A 17,246-nucleotide genomic window follows, 5' to 3' on the forward strand; every position below is an offset into this window, starting at 1 on the left:
AGCGATTTTTCAGGTCCTCCGCATTCGCCCGATTACAATGGACAACCGTGATACTTGACCGACAAAGCCGCATCAACACCAGCGAACTGAAAGCGCGTCTCAAGGCCATCCAATTCGACGACGGACGGTTTCCCACCGACGAGATCACCGAATTCGTCGATCTCATGCAGGTGTACGAGGGCGCGATGTACGAGATCAGCACCAAGCTCGAGATCCTCGACTCCGAGTTCCAGGTGCGGTTCGCGCACGATCCGATCCATCACATGGAACGCCGTCTCAAGTCCGTCAATTCGATCCTCGGCAAGCTCGAGCGCAAGGGGCTGCCGCTCGAGGTCAACTCGATCCGAGACAACCTATTCGACGTGGCCGGCGTGCGCGTGATCTGCAACTATCGCGACGACGTGTACTCCGTGTCGAACTACCTGTCGGCGCAGAACGACATCTCCGTGCTGCGCGTCAAGGACTACATCAAGAACCCGAAGCAGAACGGCTACCGCTCGCTGCACGTGATCTACGCGGTGCCGGTGTTCCTCTCGTCGGGCGCGCACTATACGCCGGTCGAGGTGCAGTTCCGCACGATCGCGATGGACTACTGGGCGAGCCTCGAGCACGCGCTGCGCTACAAGACCGATCTGCCGGACGCGAAGCTGAACGAGCATTCCCAGACGCTGCTCGACTGCGCGCGCTCCCTGCAGAACATCGAAACGCAGATGCAGAACATCCACCGCGACATCAATGGCGCACCGCAGGTCGGCGAAGCGCCAAAGGCGGACTGACCGGCGCTCAGTCGGCCTTTTTCTTGAACGGGTTGGCGGGGAGCTGGGCGAGGAGGGTGCCGGCGAAGATGAGCGCGCAGCCGAGATAGCCGCGCGGGGTCATGACCTCGCCGAGCAGGAGTGCTCCGCCGACCACCGAGAAGAACGATTCGAGCGACATGATCAGGCTTGCGCGGGTCGGCGGCACCCACTGCTGGCCCACCACCTGCAGCGTGTAGGCGATGCCCACCGAACCGATGCCGGCGTAGAGCACCGCTCCCCAGCCCTGCAGCGCGCCGGACCAGTTCACCGAACCTTCGACCAGCGAGCCGATCCAGCTGAGCGCGGCCGTGGTGACGAACTGGCCGAACGAAAGCACCAGCGGATCGACGCGCGAGCCGAGCGTGTCGATCACCAGGATGTGCGCGGCGAACAGCACGGCCGTGAACAACAGCAGCAGGTCCGCCAACGTGAGCGAACCGAACCCGTCGGTGATGCACAGGAAGTAGAAGCCGATCACGGCTACCGCGACGGCGACCATGGTCATCAGATGCACGCGCCGACGCAGGAAGACGAACGCGAGCAGCGGCACCATCACGATGTACAGCGCGGTGATGAACCCGGCCCGTCCGGCCGACCGGCCGTACAGGATGCCGTACTGCTGCAACGTGCTCGCGGTGAACAGGAACACGCCGCATACCGCGCCGACGACGGCCGGATTGGCGAGCAGGCGGGCGGGAACGCCGCGATTGGTCTTCTCCCCCACCGAAACGGCAGTCCCCTCCGCGTCGCTGTCTTCCGTACGCCGCCTGGCGCGACGCCACAGCAGCAGCGGGATGAGCGACACCGCGCCGAGCGTGAACCGGGCGGCGTTGAAGAACAGCGGGGTCATGGAATCCATGCCCTGCACCTGCGACACGAACGCGAATCCCCAAATGAGCGCGGTCAATACGAGGCATGCCATGCCGACGAGTTCCTGCTTCTTCATGGGGCACCACGCTACCGTCGCGCGCCGACGGCATACGACAAAAAGTCCCGTCCATGAACGCATCATGGACGGGACTTGTCACGACGGCATCTCACGCGCCGCGACCGGCGCGCCTCCGGCAGACGCCGATCGCTAGTCGCGGCTGCCGAGCAGCTGGAGCACGTACAGGAACATGTTCACGAAGTCGAGGTACAGGTTGAGCGCGCAGACGATCGAGACCTTCTTGATCATCTCCGGACCCTGCGCCTCGTAGGCGGAGAGCAGGGCGCGCGTCTGCTGCGCGTCGTACATGGTCATGCCGGCGAAGATGATCAGGCCGATCGCGCACACGAGCTGGGTCATGCCGCTCACCGGCAGGAACGAGAGGACGAGCTGCGAGATGATGAGCACGATGAGCGCGACCATGAGGATCGGGCCGGCCTTGAGCATGTTCATCTTCGTGGTGAGCGAGAACATGGTGAGCACGAGGAAGAACAGGGCCGTCATGCCGAGCGCCAGACCGATCGAACCGAGGTCGTAGACCATGAAGATCGAGCTCAGCGTGAAGCCCATAAGCGCCGCGTACACATAGAACATGACGCGTGCGGTGGATGCCTTGATGCTCATGATGCGCGCGCCGAGATAGACCGCCATGCCGACCTGGATGACGGCGAACAGGATGACGCCGATCAGGCCGGTAGCCTGCAGGAACGCGATGTACGTGCCGCTGACCTGCGCGAAGACCGCGACGACCGCGGTGATGAGCAGGCCGATCGTCATCTCGCCGTACACCTTGGTGACGGACGTGCGCTTGGCCGACTGCACCTCCTCGTAGGAGTAGGCGGTTTGCGCGTTCATCGCGGCCGTGCCGTTGGGCGCGTACGCGTACTGCTGCTGGTACTGCTGGCCGTACTGCTGCTGCCCGTATTGCGGCTGGCCGTACGGATACTGGTTGTCGCCGTTGTGCGGCTGCTGGCCGAATGCCATGATTGCTCCTTAGCTTGAAACCTGCACCCATCCTACGGGCAGTCACCTTGGAATCACCTGAATTTCAGCCGCGAGCAAGGCGAATGCGCCTGATAGGCACAGTTCCCGCACAATTCAACGATTTCCATCCAACAGACCGTGCACCAGATCAGTCATCGAGGTGCTGTATGGCGTAATCGGCCTCCTCCGCAGTAAACTTCTCACCGTATTCGCTGGTCAGCTGGTCGCGGATCGCCTCCGGCGACATGGACATGTTGTCCTGGTAGCTTTTCGCCTTGGCCAATGCGTTGGCGTTCCAATCGGCGTTGACGTTGTCGATCGCGTACTGTGCGGCTTCCGCGGAGAATTGGCCGCCGTATTCGCTGACCAGCTGGTCGTAGATGCCCTGCTTCGACATGTGCATGATGCTGGAATACGTTTTGGCCTGCTTCAGCGCGGACTGGTATTCCGTCGGGACCTCAGGCTCGTCCTGCTGCTGTTCCGTGTCGTCGGTCTGCTGTCCGTCATCGGATTGACTGTCGGACTGATCACCGGATGAATCCTGCGCCATTCCGCTCTGCGTTGATGTCTGCGATTGCGACTGGGACGCCGACGGTGTTTCGTCGGACTTCGTTCCGCTGTTTTGCGTACCGGCGATGGCGATCACGGCGACGATGATGATCAGCCAGAACCACCAGCGTTTCCATATTGATTTTTTCGCCGCCGTGGCACCATGCTGGACAGGTTGTTGCGGACTGGACATGACTCCTTCTTTCTCTTGCTCTCGGGGTCGGGATCGCGTGGTTACGACGCTACCGGCGCGGCACATGCGACGGTAGTGGACGAACGGGCGGAGTTCGCAGCCCGTTCGGGCAATCGAAGCGACGCAACGCCGCCCGCATGTCCAATGGCGGCGGAGGGGGCGAGCCAATACAGTGGGAAGGCATGAGAGTACGGAGAGAGACGCCCGGCCATCCGTCCGGTCGGGCCGCCGCACGGACCGCGGACGACGAGGTGCCGGTGCGTACCAGATTCTGGTGTGCCTGGCTGATGATCCCGTGCGCGATATGCATGTGCATGGTCCAGGCTTCGTTCGCCGCCCAACCATATGCGCAGGAACCGTATGATCCGCGCTTCCTGTGGTTCATGCTGGCGTTCCTGGCCACGCTCGTCTGCCCGTTCGCGCTGTTGGCGCGTTCCCGGCATCCCGAGCCGGTGTTCTGGATATGCCTGGCCGCAACCCTGCTGTTCCCCTACGATCCGCTGCTGATGCTCATGGCGTTGTGTTCGCTGGTCGCGCGGCGGTCCGGCGTGGCGCGCACCGTGCGCGCGGTGGCCGCGGCGACGCCGGTCGCCGTGTGGGCGCAGCTACGCGACGCGCTGCGGCCGGCCGATGCGTCGCTGTGGCATCTGATCTTCGCCAAGCCGTATACGGGCGGCGTGTACGGCGGCGACATGGTCATGCTGGTCGGCGAGCCGACGATCATCATCACGGCCGTCGTCGTAGCGCTGACCGGCGTGACCGTGTCGGTGCTGTGCGGGCTGCACATCCGTTCGCGTGCGCGACTGCACGAGGCGGACGCGAAAACGCGGGCGGCGCAGCATCATGCGGCCCATCTGCAAAGCGACTTGGACAGCCAGCAGCTGGCGGACGCGATCGCGGCAGAAGCGCACGACACGCTCGCCCATTCGCTGTCGCTCATCGCGCTGAACGCGAGCGCGCTGCAGGCCGAAGCGAACCGTCTTGCGCACAGCGTCGATCCCGAGGCCCATCACGAGCCGGCCGATCCGAAGGAGACGAAGCGGGCCGCCGAAACGGTCGCGGCCAAGGCCGACGAGATCCGGCGTCAAGCAGCGGGCGCGTTGGACGAGGCGCATTCGATCATCGACATGCTGCGCCATCCACAGCAGGCGTGGGAACGGCTTGCGCCATCCGACGACACGGCGCTGACACGCGAATCGCTGACCGCACTGCTCGATGACGCGAGGCAGGCCGGCGAGCGCATCGACACGTGGATCGATATCCGACAGTTGGGTGATCTGGATGAGAACGTCGGCAAAGTCGCGTACCGGGCCGTGCAGGAGAGTCTGACGAACGCGCGCCGGCACGCGCCTGGAGCCCCGGTGTCGCTGGAGGTCACGGTCGGACCGGAGACCGGCGTGCATGTGCATGCAAGCAATCCGACGGACGGCATCGCAGGCGGCTCCGGTGCGGCCGCCTCTGCGGGTGTGCCGGGGCGTGATGCGCGCGGGGGCGCCGGGCTGCCGGGATTGGCCGCACGCGTGCAGTCGTCGGGCGGAACGTGCCGGTATGGCTTCGACGATCGTCGCGTGTTCCATGTGGACGTGACGCTGCCGTGGACGACGGCCGGTGCCGTCGGGCCAGAGGCCGGATCCTCGACCATGCATGAGACCGGACGCGCCGGCGACAGTCGTGCGGACCGACCTCGTCGCGTCGGTACAATGAAGCCGTGAACAGCACAGCACAGCCCATTCCGCCGTCCGATGCCCCGTCGTCAGTCAACGGCCTGCCGTCCGGCGGCGCGCCGATGGACGACGATGCTGCGGAGACGCCGTCGCCGCGTACGGTCACGGTGAGCGTGATCGACGACGATCCGATGGTCTGTCAGGCGATGGGACTCATCCTCACCGACTATTCGAACGGGCGCATCCGCGTCGTCTCCACGTCGACCGATGGGACGGACGCGGTGGCGCGGGCCACGGCGGAACGGCCGGACGTGGTGCTCATGGACATCGCCATGCCGGGCATGGACGGCATCGAAACGACCCGACGGCTGCGCGCGCTCCCCCATGCGCCGCATGTGCTGATGCTCACGTCGCTCAACCCGTCGAACACGGTGGAGCGTTCCGTGGAGGCGGGGGCGGAGGGGTTCGTGTCGAAAACGGATGCGCCGGGCGACATCATCCGCCGCGTGCTTGACGTGTGCGAGGGCGCGCCGCAGTTCAACACGGCCAGCCAGCGGCAGCTGATCGGCGACCTGCACGCGCAGCAGCCGGTCGCCCGGCGTGACGAGGCGCGTCGTCTGCTCGACGCGCTGCCCGCCCGCGAGCGCGAAACGGTGCTGCTGGCGGCGGAGGGGTTCTCGAACGCGCAGATCGCGGCCCGCATGTTCATTTCGGAGCGTACGGCGAAGGCGCATCTGTCGAGCGCGGCCGACAAGCTGAACATGAACCGCGTGCAGCTGGCGCGTCTGGTCGAGCGCGCGGATCTGCCGCCCGTGAGCTGAACGAAACCGATCGATATCTGCCGCCGACACGCCCGGCTCCATACGGAGCGGGCGTGTGCGTGCGCTGGTAGGCTGGTCCGTGCAGGTCAGCACAGGCGGTCACGGGCGCCGTTACGGACGGATCGATGGACGAGGGGGCATATCATGGCGATCAATGCGAAGGAACTGCCGCTGGGCAAGGTGTTCACCCCGGATTTTCGTTTCGAAATCCCCTCGTTCCAGCGCGCATACATCTGGAAGACGTCCAACGTCCTGCAGCTCGTCTCCGATCTGCAGGAGGCGTGCAAGACCCCGGGAACCCCGTATTTTCTCGGTTCGTTGATCCTGGTGCGCGCCGGCGGCACCAAATTCGAGGTGATCGACGGCCAGCAGCGGCTGGTGTCCCTGTCGATCATCATCGCCGCGTTGCGCGATCTGGAGAAGGATCCCGAATGGATGCGTCTGCTGGACGCGCTGATCGTCGAGCCCGGCGACAAGCTGCGCGGCATCCGTAACGAGCCGCGTCTGACCCTGCGTGAACGGGATGCCGCGTTTTTCCGCGAATACGTGCAGGAGGGCAATCTCGAGGCCCTGTTCGACCTGACCGACGAGGATCTGTCGAACGCGGCGCAGCACAACATCATGGCGAACACGAAGGCAGCGTACGATGCGTTGGAACGGTTCAGCGACGACGAACGGCACACGTTCGCATCCTATCTGGTCAACGGGGTGACGCTGGTGATCGTCACCACGGACGATCTGGACGGTGCGCACCGCATCTTCGACGTGATGAACATGCGCGGTCTGCCGCTCACCCCGTCCGACGTATTCAAGGCGCGCGCCACGTCCGGGCTCAAGGCGGCCGAACTCGACGCCTACGCGACCCGTTGGGACGATGTCATGGACCCGCTCGGCGACGACCCGCACGACACGGAGGAGTTCTTCTCCTTCCTGCACATGGCGCTCACGCACAAACCGGCCACCGGCAAACTCATCGAGGACTTTCTCGCCGACGTGATCCAGCCGCATCTGGCGAACGGCACGGTTCCGGCGTTCGTCGACCGCGTGCTCGCCCCGTACGCGATGGCGTGGCGCATCATCGAACGGCCGTCCGACACCGTCCTGTCCGCGGCGGTGCGCGACCGCCTGGAGGCGCTCGGCGACTATGCCGGGCATGAGTGGAAGCCCGTCGCCATGTGGGCGCTGGTCAATTCGTTCCGCAAGCTCGGACAGCCCGGACTCTCCCCGTTCTCGCAACGAGGATCGCATTCGCGCCGCGAGACGGTCACCGAAGCCTCGCTCGGCCTGCATGACCGACAGCGGCTCGAGGAACTGCTGGCGGCGTTGGAACGCGTGACCGGCGTGGATACGCTGAACCGTACGCCGTCGCTGGATCGCCGTGGACATGCCGCCGCTGCGATCCGTGATCTGGACAAGGGGTATCCGGTGCGTCTGGTGCGCGGGCTCGCCGTCACCCCGTCCGACCGTGCGGGTGCCCTGGTGCGTCTGCACGGCGAGATGCAGGGCGATGAGGAGCTGATTCGTCTGCTGCTGATCCGTGCGAACGAGCAGCGGGCGGAGGGGCGGATCGCACGGCCGCGCAGGCTCAGCGCGCTGCCGATCATGCCGTTGGAGGCCGACGGCGACGCCCTGTGGCCGTCCTGGTCGCAGGAGAGCCATGATTACTGGATGTACCGGCTGGGCAACATGGCGCTCGTGCAGGGCAGCACCGACCAGCTGGATCGGATCGACTCGTACGATCGGCGGCGGGAACGCATGCTGCTGCGCGCCGATTCGCGCAGGTATCCGCTGACGAACCAGCTGTCCGATTTCGCCGAGTGCACGCCGGCGATGATCCGGCACCGTCAGGAGGAGACGATCCGTCTGATCGCCGAATATTGGGATATTCGCTACGACGAGAGTCATGCGGATCTGACCCGGCAGGACGTCGAGCAGCTGGCGAAGGACGCCGGCTCGGCCGCGGGGAAGACCGGCCGCGGGTCGCAGCGGGTCACCATCGCGCAGGTGGTGAAGGCCGGACTGCTGATTCCCGGCGAGACACTGGTGTGGGAGCGGCCGCGCAAGGGCGAGCGTTGGACGGCGACCGTGACCGAGCAGGGCAAGTTCCGGCTGGAGGACGGTTCCGAATACTCCTCCCCCACGGCGGCGGCCCGGGCTGCGGCCGGCGGACGCTCGTCGGGCGGCCTGGACGTATGGAAGCGCACGTCCGACGGCCGCAAGCTCAGCGACATCTGGAAGGAATACCGCCAGAACCACTAAACGGCACGGCATACGCGAAGGGGCGGGATCGTCATCGTCTTGATGATCCCGCCCCTTCGTTTTGCGGTTGGCGCCGGCGTGCGACCTACTTCATGAGGTTGCGCAGCACGTACTGCAGGATGCCGCCGTTGCGGTAGTAGTCGGCCTCGCCGGGCGTGTCGATGCGCACGACCGCGTCGAATTCGGTCTTGGAGCCGTCCTTGTGCGTGGCGGTGACGTGCACGGTCTTCGGCGTCGCGCCGTTGTTGAGCTCCTCGATGCCGTCGATGTCGTAGGTCTCGGTGCCGTCGAGGCCGAGCGACGTGTAGCTTTCGCCGGCGGGGAACTGCAGCGGCAGCACGCCCATGCCGATGAGGTTCGAACGGTGGATGCGCTCGAAGCTTTCGGTGATGACCGCCTTCACGCCGAGCATGAGCGTGCCCTTGGCCGCCCAGTCGCGCGACGATCCGGTGCCGTACTCCTTGCCGGCCAGGACCACGAGCGGCGTGCCCGCGGCCTTGTAGTTCAGGGACGCGTCGAAGATCGTGGACGGCTCGCCGGTGGTGAAGTCGTAGGTGAAGCCGCCGGGCGTGACCTCGTTGCCGGTGGAGGCGAGCAGCAGGTTGCGCAGACGGATGTTGCCGAACGTGCCGCGCACCATGACCTCGTGGTTGCCTCGACGGGAGCCGTACGAGTTGAAGTTCTTCGGTTCGACGCCGCGCTCGGTCAGATACTTGCCGGCCGGGCTGGACGCCTTGAACGCGCCCGCCGGGGAGATGTGGTCGGTGGTGACCGAGTCACCGAGCAGGGCGAGCACGCGCGCGCCGTGGATGTCGGAGACCGGGTCCGGCACGGCCTTCATGCCGTCGAAGAACGTCTGGCGGCGCACGTACGTGGACTTCGGATCCCATTGGAACAGTTCGCCCTCGGGCACGTCGAGGCCCTTCCAGCGGTGGTCGCCCTCGAAGACGGAGGCGTAGTCCTTGAGGAACATCTCGCGGCTGACGGTGCCGTTGACCACGGCCTCGACCTCCGCGTTGGTCGGCCAGATGTCCTTCAAGTACACGTCGTTGCCGTCCTGGTCCTTGCCGAGCGGCTGGGACTCGAAGTCGAAGTCCATCGTGCCGGCGAGCGCATACGCGATGACGAGCGGCGGCGAGGCGAGGTAGTTCATCTTGACGTCCGGGCTGATGCGGCCTTCGAAGTTGCGGTTGCCGGACAGCACGGCGGTGACGGTCAGGTCGTTCGCGTTGATCGCCTCGCTGATCTCGGGCAGCAGCGGGCCGGAGTTGCCGATGCAGGTGGCGCAGCCGAAGCCGACGAGCTCGTAGCCGAGCCGGTCGAGGTCGTCCTGGAGGCCGGCGGCCTTGAGGTAGTCGGCGACGACCTGCGAGCCGGGCGCGAGCGAGGTCTTGACCCACGGCTTGGGGGCGAGTCCGCGCGCGACCGCGTTGCGGGCGATGAGGCCGGCGGCGATCATGACGGACGGGTTGGACGTGTTCGTGCACGAGGTGATGGAGGCGATCGCCACGTCGCCGTTGGTCAGGTCGAAGTCCCCGCGGAAGTCGGTGGACACGGCCACCGGCTCCTTGACGGTCTTGTCGGTCTCGTAGGAGGGCAGCGTGTCCTCGAACGTCTGCTTGGATTCGGACAGCACGATGCGATCCTGCGGGCGCTTCGGGCCGGCGATGGACGGCACGACGGTGGACAGGTCGAGCTCCTCGTATTCGGAGTACTGCGGTTCGACGTAGTCCGGGTCGGTCGCGTCGCCCCACAGCTTGTTGGCCTTGGCGTACGCCTCGACGAGCGCGACCTGCTCGTCGGAGCGGCCGGTGAGGCGCAGGTAGTCGAGCGTGACCTGGTCGATCGGGAAGATGCCGCAGGTGGAGCCGAATTCGGGGCTCATGTTGCCGATGGTGGCGCGGTTGGCCAGCGGCACGGATGCGATGCCGTCGCCGTAGAATTCGACGAACTTGCCGACGACGCCGTGCTTGCGCAGCATGTCGGTGATGGTGAGCACCACGTCGGTGGCGGTGACGCCTTCGGGGATGGAGCCGGTGAGCTTGAAGCCGACGACGCGCGGCACGAGCATGGAGATCGGCTGGCCGAGCATGGCGGCCTCGGCCTCGATGCCGCCGACGCCCCAGCCGAGCACGCCGAGGCCGTTTTCGGTGGTGGTGTGCGAGTCGGTGCCGACGCACGAGTCGAGGTAGGCGAGCTGGCGGCCGCGCTCCCCCGCCTTGGTCATGATGACCTTGGCGAGGTATTCGATGTTGACCTGGTGGATGATGCCGGTTCCCGGCGGCACGACGCGGAAGTTGCGGAACGCCTGCTGGCCCCAGCGCAGGAACTGGTAGCGTTCGCCGTTGCGCTGGTATTCGATGTCCATGTTCTGTTCGACCGCGTCCGCCACGCCGTACTTGTCGATCTGCACGGAGTGGTCGATGACCATGTCGGACTGGACCTGCGGGTTGATGACCTCGGGGTCGCCTCCGAGCTGCTTGACGGCGTCGCGCATGGTGGCGAGGTCGACGATGCACGGCACGCCGGTGAAGTCCTGCATGACGACGCGGCTCGGCGTGAACTGGATCTCGTGGCTCGGCTCGGCGTTCGGGTCCCACCCGAGCAGCGCCTTGACATGGTCGTCGGTGATGTTCGCGCCGTCGATGTTGCGCACGAGGTTCTCGACGAGCACCTTGAGCGAGTACGGCAGATGGTCGATGCCGGGCAGGTCGGCAATCGAATAATAGTCATAGTCCGTGCCGTTCACGCTGAGCGTGGACAGCTGATCGTCGCGTACGGACATGTTCCCTCCGGCTTCTAGGACTGTAATCGGTAACGTCGCCGATTATCTGCCCCTCACAATACCGGCATGTTACCTTGGCTCTGGCGTGTCGGCTTGCCATGTGAGATAATCCGCGCCGCAATCGCGACAATCACATGACACAGCACGAAGACGACGGCCGACAGCAGCAGCGCGACGGCGGTCGCCGTGATCTCGCGTCCCGTCGGCACCTGCAACGCGAAGAAGTTCGCGACGAACGGGATCGACAGGCCGATGATGCCGGCCGCGGCGAATACGGCGACGAGGATGCCGCGCCACGAGTTGAGCGGCTGCGCGACGCGGGCGAGCACCAGCACGCCGAGCACGAACACGATGATCGCGTTCGTGGCGCGCAGTTCGGCCAGGTCGGCCGCCTGTTCGACGTTCCAGCCCATGACGTGCGGCAGGATCCATGAAGAGCAGAGCACCGCGAGCGCGATCGCCATGCCGCCGGGCAGGGCGAAGCGTACGACGCGATGCAGGAAGCCGGGGATGTAACGGCGCGTATTGGGCGCGAGCGCGAGGATGAACGCGGGCATGCCGATGGTGAGCGCGCCGATGTACGTGATGTGCCGTGGCAGGTACGGGAACGGGATGGCTGTGAGCACCACGCCGAGCGAGATGAGCGCCGAGTACACGGTTTTGACGAGGAACAGGCTGGCGACGCGTTCCATGTTGGCCATGACCTGCCGGCCGCGGGCGACCACGTCGGGCAGATGGCTGAACTTCGAGTCCACGAGCACGACCTGCGCAACGGCCTTGGTGGCCGGCGCCGCGTTGCCCATCGCGATGCCAAGGTCGGCCTCCTTGATGGCGAGCGCGTCGTTGACGCCGTCGCCGGTCATCGCCACGACGTGATCATCCAGATGCAGGGCCTGGACGATGGCCTTCTTCTGGTCGGGCAGGACGCGGCCGAGCACGTCGACCGTTTCGAGCGTGCGGGCAAGCTCGTTGATGTCGCTCGGCAACCGCCGCGCGTCCATCGCGACGGGCTGGCGGTCGCCGGTGAGCCTGACCTTGGCGGCGATCGCGCCGACCGTGGCCGGATTGTCACCCGAGATGATGCGGCAGCGCACCCCCTGCTCACGGAACCACGCCAACGTACCTTCCGCGTCCACGCGGATCCGCTCCGCACACACCACCAGCCCCACCGGCCGTGCCTGCGGATCCAACCTCGGCTCCTCAGCCCCTTCGACTGCCGCATGCTCTGGAGCTGCTTTCGCGACCATGAGCACGCGGTTGCCGTCCTCGGCGAGCGCGTTCACCTGTGTGAGCACACCGGCATGGTCACCGTCGAGCGCGGCTAGCAGCACTTCCGGCGCACCGAGATACCAGGTCGTGCCGTCGTTATCGGTGATCGCGCTCCACTTACGTGCACTGGAAAACGGCACACGAGAAACGACGGTTCCCGCACTGAATCCCTGCTCGTGCAGCCCGGCAAGCACCGCCTGTCCGGTGCCGTTCGGTTGTTCCTCGTTCGCGAGATCGTACAGCGCCTGCTTCGCCGCGCGTTCGTCACCGTCACGGCCGTCGCCGTCGTCGCGACCGTCCCCGTTACCATCGTTCCGAGTGCCGTCCGCAGCTTCGTCATCCAGCATCACGAGTCGGTCGAACGCGATGCCGCCGTCGGTCACGGTGCCGGTCTTGTCGAGGTTCAGGCAGTCCACTCGCGCCAGCGTCTCCACCGACTCGAGCTCCTGCACGAGCGTGTCGTGACGGGCCAGTCGCATGGCAGCGATCGCGAAGTTGAGCGAGGTGAGCAGCACCAGTCCTTCCGGGATCATGCCGACCACGCCGGCCACGGCCGAGACGACCGCCTGCCGCCACGCGCCGGTCGAGATCGCGACCGACCATCCGCCGACCGTCTGGATCTGCGACCAGATGAGCAGCGCGCACAGCGGCACCACCAGGAACGTCATGAATTTGAGGATCGTGTTGATGCCCTTGTTGAGGTCGGACACGGTCTTCTTGTACACCTTGGCCTGCGCGGTGAGCCCCGCCGCATACCCGTGGTCGCCGACCGCCGTCACACGCGTCAGCGCCATGCCGGAGACGACGGTCGAACCGGAATACACCGCCTCGCCGGGCCGTTTGCGCACGGTGCGCGACTCGCCGGTGAGCATCGACTCGTCGAGCTCGAGCCCGTACGTATCCACGACTTCGGCGTCGGCGGGCACCTGGTCGCCGGAGCGCAGCCACAGCAGGTCGTCGAGCACGATGCCGTCGTGGGAGACGGTCACATCCCGCCCGTCGCGGTGGACGACGTAGTCCGCGGCGACGAGGATGGACAGTTTGTCGAGCGTGCGTTTGGCCTTGAGTTCGGTGACGATGCCGATGCCGGTGTTGATGAGGATCACGAAGCCGAACACCGCGTCCTTCCACGACCCGGTGAGCAGCACCATGACCATTGCGGCGAGGATGATGCCGTTGAACAGGGTGAACACGTTGGCGCGCACGATGTCGGCGACGGAACGGGACGTGGAGGTTTTCACCGTGTTGACGCGCCCGTTGGCGACGCGTTCGGTCACCTCGCGGACCGTAAGACCGGGTTCGTCGGTGTGCGGCATGGAAAGACTCGCGTTCATGCCCACCACCCTACCGCCGCGTACGACATGACCCGGCCGCCGGTCGTCATCCGTCCACCATGCCCGCACGTGCGGTCGTTCACCGGTACTGTCCGGATGCGGTGGTGACGACGATGTCGCGGCCGTGCGGCCGGTCGTTGACGATGTCGGCGAGCGTTTTGGCGAGCGATACCGCGTTCGCCGCATCGTCGTCGACGTGCAGCGACGCGGCGAACAGCGTGTCGTCGTCGGGGGCGGCGATCGGATCGAGCAATGCGATCGGGATGCCGGCGCCGCGGGCCAGCCCGAGCGCGGCGGACCAGTCGTCCGCGTCCGTTCCGCCGGCGTCGACGCCGGCCACGACGATGACGTACGCACGCCGGTCGATCATGTCGGAGATGCCCTGCCGTGCGGCGCCGACCGGTCGCTGCGCGTCGGCGACGGACACGTACACGGCCTTGACGCCGGCGCGGTCGAGCGCGTCGATGACTCGCGTGTCCGCCGCGTCGGACGACGAGGCCGTATCGGCATGCGCGGAGCCGATGACGCCGACGAGCACGTCGACGCGGGGCTCCTCGTTGTGCGCGACGGCGGGCATGGTGTCCTGAGTGTCGCCCACGGCCCGGCCGGCCGGCTCGCACGCGGCCAACGGCACGCAGGCGGCCAGCACCGTCATGGCGGCGGCGATTCGGCGGATGACACGGCCAGTCGTCATGCGAGCTCCGTGGAGCGGCGGAACAGTGCCACGGTTTCGACGTGGTGGGTCATCGGGTAGATGTCGAACGCACGCACGTCGGCGAGTTCGTATCCGAGCGTGAGCAGCGTGCCCGCGTCGCGGCCGAGGCTGGTCGGATCGCAGGCGATGTAGATGATCGACCGTGCACCCGACGCGGCCATCTGCCGGCATACCTTGGCGCGTGCGCCGGCGCGTGGCGGGTCGAGGACGATCAGGTCGGGATGCGCGAGGTGCGCGGGCACGTTGGCGAGGGTCTTCGCCACGTCGCCGCAGCGCGCGTCCACGTCGGTCAGATCGAGGTGCCGCAGGTTGCGCTGCGCGTTTTTGACGGCGGTGCGGCCGCCTTCGACGCTGAGCATGCGCGTGCGCGGCGCGACGAGCGTGGCGAGCGGCAGCGTGAACAGGCCGGAGCCGGAGTACAGGTCCCAGATGGTCGCCGCCGGCCGGTCGCCGATCTCGCCGCGGGCAAGGTCGATGACGTGGTTGGCCAGTGCGACGGGCGCCTGTCGGTGGATCTGCCAGAAGCCGTTCGCGTCCACCGTGTATTCGAAGGTCGTGCCGGCGACCGTCACGCGTTCGCCAAGCCGGTCGCTGCCGGCGTTGAGTTCGCCGTCGACGAGCACGGCATAGTTGTCGCCGATCGCGCGTCCGTCGCGGGGTTCCGGCACGGACATGCGGATCTGCGAGCCGGGTTCGAGCCCGCCGTCCCACACGTGCCGCTCATCGGCGACGGACAGCAGCGCGTTCGTGGCGAGCGGCATGGTGTCGAGCGGGACGCGCACGTGGGTGCCACGCCGGCGCATGGACGGACGGCCGTCGTCGTCGGCGATCATTTCGATGCGGGTGCGCCAGTGGAATCCGCCGAGCTCCTCGTCGCCGGCGATGCGTTCGATCGGCACGGCGACGTCGATGTGGCCGAGACGGCTGAGCTGTTCGGAGACGGTGACGGCCTTCCAGCGCAGCTGCCCGGGCAGGGAGACGTGCACCAGATCGGCGCCGCCGACGCCGCCGCCCATCGCGAGCGGGCCGGCAAGCGGCCATGCAGGCGGCACGCGGTCGGGGCTTGCTTCGAGCACATCGGTCACTTCGCCGGTCCAGAACCGGTCGTCGCGGTCGTGCGGCTCGTCGAGCGTGACGCGCACGAGCTCGCCGGGCAGGGCGAAGCGCACGAAGACGACGCGCCCGTCGATATGGCCGACGCAGCGTCCCTGGTCGGCGTAGCGTTCGATGCGGACTTCAGCGTCCATACGTTGCGTTTCTCCTCTGTTCCTCTGTCGATATCGGTAACGGTGACGGTCGATGACGGCCGGCGGCAGTCGTGCCCCAAGTCCATACGGTCGGGACGGCGATGCCGACACGACGTCCCGACCGTCTCTCAGTCGGCGGATGGCGCGGGTTCCGTGGCGTCCGCGTCCGCGCTCGTCTTCGCGGCCTTCGCGGCCGCGGTGTGCCGGTGCAGCGGGGTCGCGATGATGAGATACGACACCCAAATGGCCAGCGCCCAGAACGGGATGCCCATAAGCAGCCTGGCCGTGCCGAGCAGCACCACATGGTCGGTCAGGTAGAGCGGCACCTGCACCACCAGGCGCAGCCCGAACACGCCGACCCACAATGCGGTGACGATCATGTACGCGCGTTTGAGCGCCGCATCGTCCATCCAGCCGCGGAACCACTCGCGGAAATGCTCGGTGGGCAGCGAACGGATGAACTCGACCATCAGGCCGAGTCCGGGCACGCGCGCGATCAGCGAGACGGTCAGCAGCGCCATGTATGCGGCGTTCGTCAGAAAGCCGAACATGTAGTAGTTGCGCGCCTCGTGGCTTTTCCACGCCCAGATCAGGCAGATGCCGACCGCGATCAGGCCGCTCAGCGCGCCCATCACGGACTGCCGCTGGATGAGACGGACCAGCACCTGCACGACGGCGAGCGCCGCGGAGACCGCGATGGTCAGGTTGAGGTTGCTGGTGGCGACGAACAGGACGACGAACACGACGCCCGGCAGCATCGATTCGATGACGCCGCGCGGCCCGCCGATCGCCTCGATGACGGAGAAGTCCCCGTCGTCGCCGGCGGCGGCGAGCGACGCCATGCCCGTGCGTTTCTTCGTTTCGGTCATGTCGTTATGCGGAAAATACGTCGGAGCCTTAGCGGACTTCGGAGAACATCGGGCCGCGCGACAGCGTGGTCTTGACTTCGACCTGCTGGTCGGAGTCGAACGGGCCGGTCGGCTTGTTCGGGATGTCCTTGAGATGCTCCTTGCCTTCGGTCTCGCCGTCGGCGGCCTCCTGCATGGCCTTGCGCTGGGCGGGGGCGATCGGCGGGTGCATGGGGATGAGGTCGCGCGGGGCGAGCGGCTCCTCGCCGCGTTCGACGACGATGTCGGCGAAGAACTTGTTGAGCGCCTGCGTCTCCGGATCGTCCGGATCGGAGGCGGCCTTGCCGGAGAAGATGCCGCGCAGCATCCAGCGCGGGCCGTCGACGCCGACGATGCGCGTGTCGAGCGTCTTGCCGCCCTTGAGGCTGACGGGCAGCTTGAGTTCGGTGCCGAACACGCCGGCCTCCTCGCGGGCCGCCTTGTTGGCCTCCATGAGGTCGGCGCGCACGTCGTCCCACAGGCCGAGGGTCTTGGGCGCGGCGAACGCCTCGATCTCGAGGCTGGACGAGCCATAGGTGATGGTGGAGCCGAGGATCGTCTGCGTGGAGCGGTTGGCCTTGATGCGCAGTTCGATGCCCTGCAGGAACGGCAGGAAGTAGGCGCCGAGGTCGAGGTAGTCGTCGTAGTCGGGCACGTCCTCGTCGCCCGAGTCCCACGGGCCGTACTGTTCGCCGCGGCCCTCATATTCGGTGACGGCTTCGGTCGGGTACGCCGGGGCGGCCTGCTCGTCGGCGTCCGTATCGGTGTCGGTGGTCTCGGTGGTGTCTTCGGTCTGGTCAGCGACGGCTTCGTC

At 66.5% G+C, this 17,246-nt stretch carries 13 protein-coding genes; 4 read left to right on the top strand and 9 right to left on the bottom strand.

Translation table 11 applies throughout. The features are described 5' to 3' along the window. Positions 1–47: 47 nt before the first annotated feature. Entirely contained in the window at positions 48–776 is a 729-nt protein-coding gene (locus JS533_RS08850; protein ID WP_241514054.1) for a GTP pyrophosphokinase, read from the top strand. 7 nt (positions 777–783) lie between these two features. On the opposite strand, the gene JS533_RS08855 is transcribed toward JS533_RS08850, so the two are convergent. The 3 genes from JS533_RS08855 to JS533_RS08865 form a co-directional block, all read right to left on the bottom strand. After that, on the bottom strand, positions 784–1,719 hold the full coding sequence (locus JS533_RS08855) for a DMT family transporter (RefSeq protein WP_241514065.1): 936 nt from the start codon (positions 1,717–1,719) through the stop codon (positions 784–786). A gap of 156 nt (positions 1,720–1,875) precedes the next feature. After that, positions 1,876–2,709 carry a Bax inhibitor-1/YccA family protein gene (locus JS533_RS08860; protein ID WP_241514055.1) on the bottom strand — a complete coding sequence of 278 codons (834 nt, stop codon included), beginning with the start codon at positions 2,707–2,709 and terminating at the stop codon, positions 1,876–1,878. Positions 2,710–2,857: 148 nt separating this feature from the next. Next, entirely contained in the window at positions 2,858–3,451 is a 594-nt protein-coding gene (locus JS533_RS08865) for an Ltp family lipoprotein (RefSeq protein WP_241514056.1), read from the bottom strand. A 287-nt stretch (positions 3,452–3,738) separates the two neighbouring features. Between JS533_RS08865 and JS533_RS08870 the strand changes: the two genes are divergently transcribed. From JS533_RS08870 to JS533_RS08880, 3 genes are all read left to right on the top strand, one after another. Next, positions 3,739–5,163 carry a sensor histidine kinase gene (locus JS533_RS08870; protein WP_241514066.1) on the top strand — a complete coding sequence of 475 codons (1,425 nt, stop codon included), beginning with the start codon at positions 3,739–3,741 and terminating at the stop codon, positions 5,161–5,163. 74 nt (positions 5,164–5,237) lie between these two features. Beyond that, entirely contained in the window at positions 5,238–5,936 is a 699-nt protein-coding gene (locus JS533_RS08875) for a response regulator transcription factor (protein WP_241514067.1), read from the top strand. Between the two features lie 144 nt (positions 5,937–6,080). Further along, a complete protein-coding gene (locus JS533_RS08880) occupies positions 6,081–8,195 on the top strand; it encodes a GmrSD restriction endonuclease domain-containing protein (RefSeq protein ID WP_241514057.1) in 2,115 nt (704 codons plus the stop codon). An 85-nt stretch (positions 8,196–8,280) separates the two neighbouring features. On the opposite strand, the gene acnA is transcribed toward JS533_RS08880, so the two are convergent. The 6 genes from acnA to JS533_RS08910 form a co-directional block, all read right to left on the bottom strand. After that, positions 8,281–10,980, bottom strand: coding sequence for an aconitate hydratase AcnA (gene acnA / locus JS533_RS08885; protein ID WP_241514058.1), 2,700 nt, complete (start codon positions 10,978–10,980; stop codon positions 8,281–8,283). A gap of 53 nt (positions 10,981–11,033) precedes the next feature. Next, complete coding sequence (locus JS533_RS08890) at positions 11,034–13,583, bottom strand: HAD-IC family P-type ATPase (RefSeq protein ID WP_241514059.1); 2,550 nt, start codon at positions 13,581–13,583, stop codon at positions 11,034–11,036. Positions 13,584–13,662: 79 nt separating this feature from the next. Continuing rightward, complete coding sequence (locus JS533_RS08895; RefSeq protein WP_241514060.1) at positions 13,663–14,277, bottom strand: type 1 periplasmic-binding domain-containing protein; 615 nt, start codon at positions 14,275–14,277, stop codon at positions 13,663–13,665. Beyond that, positions 14,274–15,545 carry a class I SAM-dependent RNA methyltransferase gene (locus JS533_RS08900; protein ID WP_241514061.1) on the bottom strand — a complete coding sequence of 424 codons (1,272 nt, stop codon included), beginning with the start codon at positions 15,543–15,545 and terminating at the stop codon, positions 14,274–14,276. The genes JS533_RS08895 and JS533_RS08900 overlap by 4 nt, the downstream gene beginning before the upstream one ends. Before the next feature lie 128 nt (positions 15,546–15,673). Next, positions 15,674–16,414, bottom strand: coding sequence for a DUF3159 domain-containing protein (locus JS533_RS08905; protein WP_241514062.1), 741 nt, complete (start codon positions 16,412–16,414; stop codon positions 15,674–15,676). A 28-nt stretch (positions 16,415–16,442) separates the two neighbouring features. Next, the coding region (locus JS533_RS08910) for a DUF3710 domain-containing protein (protein WP_241514063.1) at positions 16,443–17,246 on the bottom strand (804 nt) is incomplete at its 5' end.

The sequence above is a fragment of the Bifidobacterium amazonense genome (assembly GCF_018555435.2).
In the GTDB taxonomy this organism is placed as follows: domain Bacteria; phylum Actinomycetota; class Actinomycetes; order Actinomycetales; family Bifidobacteriaceae; genus Bifidobacterium; species Bifidobacterium amazonense.

Excerpts from the sequence above, each read along its gene's own strand:
- JS533_RS08875 (WP_241514067.1), top strand. The coding sequence starts at position 5,238 with ATGGACGACGATGCTGCGGAGACGCCGTCGCCGCGTACGGTCACGGTG.
- JS533_RS08900 (WP_241514061.1), bottom strand. The coding sequence starts at position 15,545 with ATGGACGCTGAAGTCCGCATCGAACGCTACGCCGACCAGGGACGCTGC.
- acnA (WP_241514058.1), bottom strand. The coding sequence starts at position 10,980 with ATGTCCGTACGCGACGATCAGCTGTCCACGCTCAGCGTGAACGGCACG.
- JS533_RS08905 (WP_241514062.1), bottom strand. The coding sequence starts at position 16,414 with ATGACCGAAACGAAGAAACGCACGGGCATGGCGTCGCTCGCCGCCGCC.
- JS533_RS08860 (WP_241514055.1), bottom strand. The coding sequence starts at position 2,709 with ATGGCATTCGGCCAGCAGCCGCACAACGGCGACAACCAGTATCCGTAC.
- JS533_RS08895 (WP_241514060.1), bottom strand. The coding sequence starts at position 14,277 with ATGACGACTGGCCGTGTCATCCGCCGAATCGCCGCCGCCATGACGGTG.
- JS533_RS08855 (WP_241514065.1), bottom strand. The coding sequence starts at position 1,719 with ATGGCATGCCTCGTATTGACCGCGCTCATTTGGGGATTCGCGTTCGTG.
- JS533_RS08865 (WP_241514056.1), bottom strand. The coding sequence starts at position 3,451 with ATGTCCAGTCCGCAACAACCTGTCCAGCATGGTGCCACGGCGGCGAAA.
- JS533_RS08870 (WP_241514066.1), top strand. The coding sequence starts at position 3,739 with ATGATCCCGTGCGCGATATGCATGTGCATGGTCCAGGCTTCGTTCGCC.
- JS533_RS08880 (WP_241514057.1), top strand. The coding sequence starts at position 6,081 with ATGGCGATCAATGCGAAGGAACTGCCGCTGGGCAAGGTGTTCACCCCG.
- JS533_RS08890 (WP_241514059.1), bottom strand. The coding sequence starts at position 13,583 with ATGAACGCGAGTCTTTCCATGCCGCACACCGACGAACCCGGTCTTACG.